The organism is Pedobacter psychrotolerans (assembly GCF_004340665.1).
In the GTDB taxonomy this organism is placed as follows: domain Bacteria; phylum Bacteroidota; class Bacteroidia; order Sphingobacteriales; family Sphingobacteriaceae; genus Pedobacter; species Pedobacter psychrotolerans.
The window spans coordinates 301,338-312,354 of sequence record NZ_SLWO01000001.1; the positions used below are offsets into that span (position 1 = coordinate 301,338).

10 protein-coding genes are annotated in these 11,017 nt (G+C 37.9%); 9 read left to right on the forward strand and 1 reads right to left on the reverse strand.

The genetic code is table 11. The features are described 5' to 3' along the window. Positions 1 to 40: 40 nt before the first annotated feature. Positions 41 to 610: a transposase gene (locus EV200_RS01285; RefSeq protein WP_132529017.1), complete on the reverse strand. Its 570-nt coding sequence runs from the start codon at positions 608 to 610 to the stop codon at positions 41 to 43. Between the two features lie 403 nt (positions 611 to 1,013). On the opposite strand from EV200_RS01285, the gene mraZ reads away from it, so the two are divergent. From mraZ to EV200_RS01330, 9 genes are all read left to right on the forward strand, one after another. After that, on the forward strand, positions 1,014 to 1,481 hold the full coding sequence (mraZ, locus tag EV200_RS01290; RefSeq protein ID WP_132529018.1) for a division/cell wall cluster transcriptional repressor MraZ: 468 nt from the start codon (positions 1,014 to 1,016) through the stop codon (positions 1,479 to 1,481). Beyond that, entirely contained in the window at positions 1,471 to 2,376 is a 906-nt protein-coding gene (gene rsmH, locus EV200_RS01295) for a 16S rRNA (cytosine(1402)-N(4))-methyltransferase RsmH (protein ID WP_132529019.1), read from the forward strand. The genes mraZ and rsmH overlap by 11 nt, the downstream gene beginning before the upstream one ends. Further along, entirely contained in the window at positions 2,373 to 2,795 is a 423-nt protein-coding gene (locus EV200_RS01300) for an FtsL-like putative cell division protein (RefSeq protein ID WP_132529020.1), read from the forward strand. The genes rsmH and EV200_RS01300 overlap by 4 nt, the downstream gene beginning before the upstream one ends. Next, positions 2,785 to 4,881, forward strand: coding sequence for a penicillin-binding protein (locus EV200_RS01305; RefSeq protein ID WP_132529021.1), 2,097 nt, complete (start codon positions 2,785 to 2,787; stop codon positions 4,879 to 4,881). The genes EV200_RS01300 and EV200_RS01305 overlap by 11 nt, the downstream gene beginning before the upstream one ends. 101 nt (positions 4,882 to 4,982) lie before the next feature. Next, positions 4,983 to 6,440 carry a UDP-N-acetylmuramoyl-L-alanyl-D-glutamate--2,6-diaminopimelate ligase gene (locus EV200_RS01310; RefSeq protein ID WP_132529022.1) on the forward strand — a complete coding sequence of 486 codons (1,458 nt, stop codon included), beginning with the start codon at positions 4,983 to 4,985 and terminating at the stop codon, positions 6,438 to 6,440. Further along, on the forward strand, positions 6,440 to 7,687 hold the full coding sequence (gene mraY / locus EV200_RS01315) for a phospho-N-acetylmuramoyl-pentapeptide-transferase (protein ID WP_132529023.1): 1,248 nt from the start codon (positions 6,440 to 6,442) through the stop codon (positions 7,685 to 7,687). The genes EV200_RS01310 and mraY overlap by 1 nt, the downstream gene beginning before the upstream one ends. A gap of 82 nt (positions 7,688 to 7,769) precedes the next feature. After that, complete coding sequence (gene murD, locus EV200_RS01320) at positions 7,770 to 9,164, forward strand: UDP-N-acetylmuramoyl-L-alanine--D-glutamate ligase (RefSeq protein ID WP_132529024.1); 1,395 nt, start codon at positions 7,770 to 7,772, stop codon at positions 9,162 to 9,164. A gap of 17 nt (positions 9,165 to 9,181) precedes the next feature. Beyond that, positions 9,182 to 10,375, forward strand: a complete 1,194-nt coding sequence (locus tag EV200_RS01325) for an FtsW/RodA/SpoVE family cell cycle protein (protein ID WP_132529025.1) — start codon at positions 9,182 to 9,184, stop codon at positions 10,373 to 10,375. A gap of 119 nt (positions 10,376 to 10,494) precedes the next feature. Then, on the forward strand, positions 10,495 to 10,869 hold the full coding sequence (locus tag EV200_RS01330; protein WP_132529026.1) for a four helix bundle protein: 375 nt from the start codon (positions 10,495 to 10,497) through the stop codon (positions 10,867 to 10,869). Positions 10,870 to 11,017 lie beyond the last annotated feature (148 nt).

Below are 11,017 nucleotides of genomic sequence, written 5' to 3' on the forward strand. Positions count from 1 at the left end.
TCGGATGAATAATAGGCGATAGTTTATATTCATCCGATGACTATTTAAAAGACATGCGTTTAAAATCTAACATCGCTTCACTCTCTTTGATAAACTCATCTTTTCTTATTCCGCTTAGCATAAAAAATAATTCCTTATTACATAAAGTCCCATTTCTCAGGCCAGCTAAATCCAGGTAAGATGAAAATCGCCATTGGTTTAAGTGCTCTGCCAGGCCAGCCCTGACTGGATTTAAATGAATGTAATGAGCGCAAGTTGCCAAGTAATTTACAGCGTTATTATTGTTTTTATCGATCAGCTCTTTTGCTTTTGTTTTTTGCTGAAACAAGGAGCCACTTCTACCTTCCTGAAGATTAATTGCTCTTGTATAAGACCTGAGCAAAATTCCAATGGCATTATTTAAATCATAAGATTTGAAATCTTCAGGAGTAAGTATCATTAAATGAAAATGGTTAGGCATTAAGCAATAGCACAGTATATCACCATGTGGAATTAATTCTTTCCTGATCTTGTCTAGAAAAAACAAATAATTTGCTTCTGTAAAAAATATTTTTTGGCTATTATTTCCTCTATTATAAATATGATAAACAGAATGGGTCTCGAATTTCATTTCTAAATATAATAATTTTGCAACAGCATACTATTTACAACTATAATGTAATACATGCCTCTAATTTCATATTCTATTTCAAAAAATAAGCAGTCTGATCGATATTGATTAGGATCATTTCGTCCAGTTTGTGGCTTTATTCATTCATTTCCTCAGTAATTAGCCTAGATTTGCGGAGATGCATTACTCTTTGGGCTTGCTTCCCACTTTAAGAAATTACATCTTACAAGTTGCTGATTATTAATGTATAGTAGTTTTACGAGTATGGTTGATGTTATTTTTTAATCCGATTAATCTGCTTTAATGTAACAAAAAAGATGTTGAAAACTTTTTTGTGGTAAAAAGTGGTAAAAAGTGGTAGAACTCTTTACTTTTACACTAGATAAAAAGTGTAGATACCACTATGACCCAACTTTTAGGAGAATTCGATTGTAAACTTGACGCAAAGGGACGCCTTATGGTACCTGCTGCGCTTAAGAAACAATTGCCTGATGCTGAGAAAGAAGGGCTTATTATCAATCGCGGATTTGAAAAAAATCTCGTAATCTATCCAAAGAATGTTTGGGATGCTGTTGTAGCTGATCTGGCTAAGCTAAATATTTACGATCAGGAAAACCGTGCCTTCGTTCGGGCTTTCACCCGTGGTGCTACCGAGCTTTCGCTTGATGCAGCTGGCCGGGTATTGCTGCCTAAATCATTAGTGGAATATGCTGGTATCGGCAGCGACTTGGTTTTGGCTTGTCAGTTGGACCGGATTGAGGTTTGGGATAAAAAATCTTACGAAGATATTTTTGATGACGTGCCTGCAAACTTTGCAGATCTTGCTCAAAAGGTAATGGGTGATAAGAAAGGAGGCGTTGATGGAGAATAATTATCACGTTCCGGTGATGTTGCAGCCTTGCATTGATGGTCTCAATATTAATCCTGATGGGGTTTATGTTGATGTAACTTTCGGCGGTGGCGGCCATTCAAAAGAAATTTTAAAGCACTTAAGTGCTAAAGGAAAATTGATCGCTTTTGATCAGGATCCTGATGCGCAACAAAATATTCCAGATGATAACCGTTTGGTCTTTATCGATCAAAACTTTGGATTTTTAAAAAATAACCTTCGCTTAAATGGCGTAAGACAAGTTGACGGAATTCTGGCTGATTTAGGTGTTTCTTCGCATCAGTTTGATGTTCCTCAGCGTGGCTTTTCCATTCGCCATAATGCTGATTTGGATATGCGAATGGATCAGCACCGGAATTTAACAGCTGCAGAAGTGTTAAATACTTATACGGAAGATAAGCTTCATAAAATTTTTGGTATTTACGGAGAGGTAAAAAATGCAAAGTCGTTGGCGCGTGCCATTGTAACCTCGCGTTTGGAAATGCCTTTTACGGATATAGATAGTTTAAAGGCTGCTATTTCTGGATACATCCCGAAAGGAAAAGAAAATAAATACCTGGCGCAGGTTTTTCAGGCTTTGCGTATTGAAGTTAATGCTGAAATACAAGTACTGGAGGATTTTTTGCAACAGGCTGCAGATGTATTGAAGCCAGGCGGTCGGTTGGTAGTGATGTCTTATCATTCATTGGAAGATCGTCCGGTGAAGAATTTTATGGCTAAGGGTAAATTTCAGGGGGAGGTAGAAAAAGATTTCTTTGGAAATCAACAGAAGCCTTTTAACGTGATTACCCGTAAAGCTGTTATCGCTACGGATGAAGAGATTGCGCTTAACAATAGGGCTAGAAGTGCGAAATTGAGAATTGCCGAAAAGATATGAATAAGTTCAGGGAAGATATAGAAGAAGAGGAGATCGGACCTGAGCCGCAGTTAAAGGCTGCGCCTAAAAAACCAAAAACAGCTGAAGAAAAAATGGATAGTAATTCATTTATCAGTAAGCTTTTTAATGATGGATTAGTATCAAAAGAGGCGGCAACAGATGCTTTGCCTTATTTGTGTTTTCTGGCCTTTTTGGGGATGATTTATATCGCCAATAGCCATTTTGCTGTAAACAATGTTCGGAGAATTGATAAATTAAATAAAGAAGTAAAAGAATTAAGATGGGAGTATAAATCGTTAAAGGCAGATCTGATGTTCAAAAGTAAATTGACAGAAGTAGCCAAAAAGGTAGATACCCTCGGAATAAAAGAACTGATTGAACCACCAAAAAAAATAATTGTTAAAAGCGATGAATATTAGAGCAAACATCCTGCTTCGCGTATACCTGGCATTTGGCTTAATTGTGCTTTTTGCTTTTGCGGTGTTTTTACGCCTCGGTCAGGTGCAGTTTGTGCAAGGTAAAAAATGGAAGGCAATGGCAGATAGTTTGTCTACCCGTTATGTGAATGTAGAAGCTACTCGTGGAAATATTTATTCCAACGATGGCAGTTTGCTGGCTACATCTGTTCCAGAATATGAGCTTCGTATGGACATGTTTGCCGGTGGCATTGCCGATGATAAGATTTTCAATGAAAAGGTTGATTCACTTGGTTTCAAACTTTCTCAAATTTTTAATGATAAAACGCCGAAGGATTATGCCAGAATGTTGCGTAAAGGCCGGCAAGACAGTGCCAGATATCTATTAATACACCGTAAAGTGGGGTATGCAGATCTTAAAACGATCCGGACTTTCCCTCTTTATAATATTGGTAAATTTAGTGGAGGTTTAATCGCTGTTCAGCAGAACAAGCGAATTCTTCCGTTTCAGGCACTTGCAGCCCGTACCATTGGTTATAAAAATGAAAACGTTAAAAATGGGGTAGGCTTAGAGGGTGCATATAACGAATATATTAACGGAGAAACCGGAAAAAGGCTAATGCAAAGGATTGCCGGAGGAGTTTATATCCCGGTTAATGAAGAGGCTGAAGTAGCGCCGAAAGATGGTGCTGATATCATCTCGACAATTGATATTAACATGCAGGATTTAGCACAGAGTGCGCTAGAAAAGCAGTTAATTAAATATGAGGCAGATCATGGAGCGGTTATCGTGATGGAGGTGGCTACAGGAGAGATTAGAGCAGTGGCTAACTTTTCAAAAGTAGAGGAAGGTGTTTATAAAGAAAAATTCAACTATGCCATAGCAGGTAACCAAGACCCGGGATCTACTTTCAAGCTGGCATCTTATATGGCCTTATTGGAAGATAAGTTAGTCGATACCAATATGCTGGTAGGGACAGGGAATTACAAAATCCCTGGCCACATGATCAAAGATTCGCATGGAAGTATTGGTGTAGTGACGGTTAAAAAAGCCTTTGAACAATCATCTAATGCGGCTATTGCCTATCTGATTAATAGCAGATACGGTGATAATCCAAAGCGATTTACTGATCATTTGTATGACTGGCATTTAAATGAAAAACTGGGACTACAGATTCCTGGGGAAGCGAAACCTGTGATTAAAAATCCATCTAACAAGAGTTGGGGGAAAATGACACTTCCGCAAATGGCATATGGTTATGAAATGCAGCTTACGCCTTTAAAAATGTTATCATTTTATAATGCGGTTGCCAACAATGGAAGATACGTTGCACCAATTTTTGTTAAGGAAATTAGAAGATTAGGTAATCCAGTTGAGCAGTTTAAAGCCCGCGTGATCAATGAGCAAATTTGTTCAGATGTGACTTTAAGTAAGATTAAAAAGATGCTTGAAGGTGTAGTAACTGAAGGTAGCGGAAAACAGTATGTACGTAATCCACTATATAGAATTGCGGGTAAAACAGGTACGGCCCAAGTAGCAGATGCCAATAAAGGATATAAAGCCAAAAAGCAATATCAAGCATCGTTTGTAGGATATTTCCCTGCAGACAAGCCAAAATATTCAATGATTGTGGTAATTAACGATCCAAAAGGTGGCTATTATGGCGCTTTAGTTTCCGGACCAGTTTTTAGGGAGGTGGCAGATAGGATATATGCCAGCGACATGCAAATGTACAATGATATGCCAACGCGTTTAGTTGGTAATACAGGCAATCCACCGACAAAAGCTGGGCAAAGCAAGGCTACGCAAAAAGTGTACAAAGCATTTGGTTTTAAACCACTATTTGCTTCCAAATCTGAATATTATAATATCATCGATACCAGTGCTGGTGCGGTCTTTCAGGAAAATACGGAAAAAAGAGGTGTGATGCCAAATGTAGCTGGAATGGGTTTAAAAGATGCGCTTTACCTTTTAGGGAATGCAGGTTTAAAAACTAAAGTGGCAGGCTCCGGTAGAGTAATCAGTCAATCGATAGCTGCTGGCACCAGGGTAGGTAAAGGTTTAGGCGTACAAATAGAATTGAATTAAAAGAAATGATAAAGTGAGAGAATTTTGAATGAGTGAATGCTAAAGGCGATAGCCACATTCTTCATTCTCTAATTCAATCCTTCTCCAATTAAAAAAATAAAATGCAATTACAAGATTTACTTTATGGCGTAACGATTAAAGAATTGGTTGGTAAAACCGATAGGGAAATCAATGCGCTCAACTTTGATTCACGCAAGGTTGGTAAAGAGGATGTTTTCTTTGCAGTGGTAGGAACGCTAGTTGACGGACATCAGTTTATAGAGCAAACCATTACACAGGGAGCTACTGTAATTGTATGTGAAAATCTTCCGGAGGTTCATGATTTTACCATCACCTATATTAAGGTAGAAAATACGGCGGTGGCTTTGGGTATTATGGCTGGTCATTATTTTGGCAACCCTGCTGCAGAATTAAAGTTAATTGGCATTACAGGTACCAATGGTAAAACCACTATTGCCACTATCTTATTTAAATTATTTAAGGATTTAGGCTACAAAACCGGATTAATTTCAACGGTAGAAAATTATATTAATGATACTGTTATACCGGCAACACATACCACACCAAATCCCATTGCACTTAACCAGTTACTAAGTGATATGGTAAATGCGGGCTGTGATTATTGTTTCATGGAAGTCAGTTCACATGCGGTTTCTCAACATAGAATTGAAGGATTGAATTTTTCTGGCGGCGTGTTTTCCAATCTGACACATGATCACTTAGATTTTCACAAGACTTTTGAAAGCTATTTAAAGGCTAAGAAAACCTTTTTCGATATGCTTCCAAAAACAGCATTTGCATTAACAAATGTTGATGATAAAAATGGTTTGGTGATGCTGCAGAATACAAAAGCACATAAGAAAACCTATGCGCTGAAACAACTAGCTGATTTTAAAGCTAAAATTGTTGAAAATGGTTTTAGCGGCTTGCACCTTGATATTGATAATGAAGATGTATACTTCAAATTGATTGGTTCATTCAATGCCTATAATTTATTGGCCGTATACGGAACTGCTATATTACTGGAACAGGACAAATTAAAAGTATTGACTTCCTTAAGCCGTTTAAGCGGTGCGGAAGGGCGTTTCGATTACATTGTTTCGGAAGATAAAATTATTGGTATTGTAGATTATGCACATACCCCGGATGCTGTTCAGAATGTTTTAGGCACCATCGCAGATATCCGCAAAGGAACAGAACAGGTAATTACGGTAATTGGTTGTGGTGGCGATCGGGATAAAACAAAACGTCCGGTGATGGCACAGGTGGCTTGCGATTGGAGTGATAAAGTGATTTTAACTTCCGATAATCCAAGGACTGAAGATCCTCAAAGTATTATTACAGAGATGGAAGCGGGTGTTTCACCTACGAACAAGCGTAAAACCTTATCCATCTTAGATAGAAGGGAAGCGATTAAAACAGCCTGTCATCTTGCAAAAAGCGGTGATATTATTCTCATTGCTGGAAAAGGTCATGAAAAATACCAGGAAATTAATGGCGTAAGGAACCATTTTGATGACAAAGAAATTTTACTAGAACAACTAAACCCGAACAGCTAATGTTATATTTATTATTCGAATACTTGCATAAGCATTATGACATTCCTGGATTAAGGTTGTTTCAGTATATCACTTTCCGTGCGTCTATTTCCATCATTTTGTCTTTGGTGATTACAACCGTTTATGGCCGGCGATTAATCGATTACCTTCACAAAAAGCAGGTAGGCGAAACGGTTAGAAACCTCGGGCTTGAAGGGCAGATGCAAAAACAAGGTACTCCAACCATGGGTGGGATTATCATTTTAATGGGTATTCTGATTCCAACTTTGTTATTCGCCAATATTTCAAATATCTATGTGATCCTGATGATCATCACAACGATTTGGATGGGGGCAGTTGGTTTTCTGGATGACTATATTAAGGTTTTTAAAAAAAATAAGGAAGGTTTAGCGGGCAAGTTTAAAGTTGTCGGACAAGTAGGGTTAGGATTAATTGTAGGCACTACGATGTATTTTCACCCTAATATTGTGGTAAGAGAAACGGTTCAGGATGATGTAAAAGTTACCTCGCAAGCGCCAATGGTACTGCGTCAGAAAGGGGAGACTTTTTACTATACACAAGATGTAAAATCGACCAAAACGAACATGCCTTTCTATAAAAACAATGAATTTGATTATGCAAAGGTTCTAAAGTTCTTGGGTGGCGATTATCAAAAGTTTGCGTTTATAATCTTTTTGCTAATTACTGTTTTCATCATCACTGCAGTATCAAACGGAGCGAATATAACAGATGGGATAGATGGCCTCGCCACGGGAACATCCGCTGTAATCGGGATTACCTTAGGGATTTTGGCTTACGTTTCGGGTAATACCGTAATGGCCGATTACCTGAACATCATGTACATTCCAAATTCAGCAGAACTGATGATTTTTGCAGGCGCATTCGTAGGTTCTTGTGTTGGTTTCTTATGGTATAATTCTTATCCGGCCCAGATTTTTATGGGTGATACCGGAAGTTTGGCCATTGGAGGTATCATCGCTTCCTTCGCTTTAATGATCCGTAAGGAATTGTTAATTCCGATTCTCTGCGGTGTTTTTTTAGTAGAGCTGGTGTCTGTAATTATGCAGGTTTCCTATTTTAAATACACGAAGAAGCGATTTGGTGAAGGGCGTAGGATTTTTCTGATGTCGCCATTGCATCACCACTATCAGAAGAAAGGATATCATGAAGCAAAGATTGTAACACGTTTCTGGATTATCGGAATCATGCTGGCGATTGTCACTATCGTAACCTTAAAATTGAGATAGAATAAAGTCCTGAGTCTGAAGTCGGAAGTCCGGAGATAAAATGATCAAGTATCTTGATACTAACTACTTAATACTAATTAAAATGAACACAAATCAAAATAACACATCAGGAAACCCACAGTCAGCAATGGCAGGGCAGGGTCGTGTGGTTATTTTGGGAGCAGGCGAAAGTGGCGTTGGTGCTGCGAAACTTGCACAAGCAAAAGGTTTTGATGTGTTTGTTTCGGATTTCGGAGTGATTGCTGATCAATATAAATCAGCCTTAGAGAAACTTAACATTGCTTTTGAATCAGAAAAACATACTGAAGGGTTAATTCTAAACGCAAGCGAGGTGATTAAAAGCCCTGGCATTCCGTCTACCGCACCTATCATCAAAAAGTTGGTTGCACAAGGAACGTCAGTGATTTCAGAGATTGAGTTTGCAAAACGATATACTTCGGCAAAAACCATTTGCATTACAGGCTCAAATGGTAAATCAACGACCAGTCTGCTTACTTACCATATCCTTAAAAATGCGGGTTTAAATGTAGGTCTTGCAGGGAATATCGGTCATAGCTTTGCTGCTCAGGTTGCAGAAGAAAACTACGATTACTATGTGCTGGAAATTTCAAGTTTCATGCTTGATGATATGTTTGAATTCAAGGCAGATATCGCAGTACTCTTAAACATTACACCAGATCATTTAGATCGGTACGAATACAAAATGGAAAACTATGTTGCATCCAAAATGCGCATTATTCAAAATCAAACAGCAGATGATGTTTTTATTCATTGTGCAGATGATGAAGAAAGCATTAAGGCCGTACAGCTTTTTAAGCCTGTAGCACAGGTCTTTCCATTCTCCATTACAAAAAAAATTGAACCAGGCGCTTATTTAGATGCGCAAACGATAACGATCCTTACAGAACCAAATAAAGAACTAACCATGTCTATTCTTTCAGATTTAGCCCTTCAAGGCAAGCACAACATTTACAACTCTATGGCTTCGGGCATTGTTGCGAAGGTTTTAGAGTTAAGAAATGAAACCATTCGCGAGAGTATGGGTAATTTCAAAAATATTGAGCACAGGTTAGAGCATGTGGCAAAGATTTCAGGAATTGATTTCATCAATGATAGTAAAGCAACCAATGTAAACTCTACCTGGTATGCTTTAGAAAGTATGACAGCCGATGTAGTATTGATTATGGGCGGAGTGGATAAAGGCAATGATTACAACATGCTGAAAGATTTGGTGAAAAGTAAGGTAAAAGCGATTGTTTGTTTAGGAAAGGATAATAAACGGATTCATGATGCTTTTGAAGATGATGTAGAGATCATTGTAAACACTTTTTCAGCTGATGAAGCTACACAAATTGCTTTCCATCTGGCCAAACGGGGAGATGCGGTTTTACTTTCACCTGCCTGCGCCAGTTTTGATTTATTTAAAAACTATGAAGACCGCGGCAACCAATTTAAAGCGGCAGTTAAAGAATTATAATATAGGAGGCTTAAAATATGTTCCAGGCACTACTTGATAAAACAAAAGGCGATAGATGGATCTGGTTGATCATCATCTTGCTTTCGCTTATCTCAGTAATGGCAGTTTACAGTGCAACGGGAACTTTAGCCTATAAAAAAGGCGAAGCCGTAGAGAAATTGCTATTAACCAAACACCTCATCTTTGTTTTGATGGGGATTGGGATGATTTACATTGCGCATTTGCTGGATTACCGGTATTACGCAGGTATATCTAAAATTTTAATGATCATCACGATTCCACTGCTCGTTTACACATTAATATTTGGTACGAATTTAAACGATGCCTCACGCTGGGTGAAAATTCCGGTGATTGGGTTAACCTTTCAAACATCCGATTTAGCGAAATTGGCTTTGATAACGTTTTTGGCTAGAATGCTCACTAAAAAGCAAGAAAACATTAAAGATGTGAAAGAATCCTTTTTACCGATCATGGGTTCTGTTTGTGTGGTTTTCGTATTAATTGCTTTGGCAAACCTTTCTACCGCATTGATGCTTTTCGGTGTAAGTATTTTGCTGTTAATTATCGGGCGGATTAGTATCAAGCAAATAGCCATTGTTTGTGCGGGTGGTTTTGTGTTATTGTTATTTGTGTTCTTCCTCGGGCCTAGGCGGAAGACTTATATGTCCAGGATCAATACATTCCTGCATCCAGAGATGCAGCATTCAGATAAAACTTTCCAGGCAGATCAGGCAAAAATTGCCCTGGCCACTGGTGGTGTTTTTGGTAAAGGACCAGGTAATAGTACGCAACGCAATTTCCTTCCCCACCCGTATTCCGATTTTATTTTCGCCATTATTATTGAAGAATGGGGAACACTGGGAGGAATTGTCATTATGGTGCTTTACCTGGTACTTTTATACCGATGTATAAAAATAGTGACCAAGGCCCCGAAGGCATTTGGGGCGCTATTGGCGGCAGGTTTAAGTTTTAGTTTAACCATTCAGGCTTTTGCAAACATGGCCGTTGCTGTAGGTTTAGGTCCGGTAACAGGAGTGCCATTACCACTGGTAAGTATGGGTGGAACGTCAATGATTTTCACCAGTGTAGCTTTCGGGATCATCTTAAGTGTAAGTAGAGATGTTGAAGAAAATGCCATTGGTGCAGCTAAAGAAGATAAAGAAAAGATAAAAAATAAAGTAATTGTTGGAGAGATACCGGCGATGGCTTAAGATTATAATTGAGTTTTGAATGATGGAATTTTGAATGAGAGAGTTTTAATTAAGAAGTGATAGAATTGACCTATTAATAGCGAACATCCCAAAGTTTAATAATTATAAATTAATAAATAATGGAAAATGTAAGTAAAGTTGATTTTGTGACATCGATTAAGGCAAGAACAAAGCAGTTCGTTTTAGGTTCAATAAAATTTTATCAAACACTGCCAAAAACTGAAGAGGGAAAAATAATTGGTAGACAATTTATAAGATCAGCATCGTCAGTCGGAGCGAATTATAGAGCCGCATGTAGAAGTAGATCTAGGGCTGAATTTTTTTCTAAGCTCAGTATTGTTATTGAAGAGGCTGATGAAACTGCTTTTTGGATTGAGATTCTAATTGAATCAAAGATTACAAATTCGGCTGAAGCCCAACCATTATTGAAAGAAGTAAATGAAATTTTAGCAATTGTAGCGAAAGCAAGAAAAACGGTAAGTAGTAATAAATAAAGGATTAAATGCAAGAATGATTGAATTATAGAATGTGATTGTCGCTAGTAAACTTTTACTCATTCAAAATTCACACATTCAATAATTAGAGATAGAAATAAAGAATGATAGAATAACAGAATTATGAAATGTAGCTATCGCTAGTAGA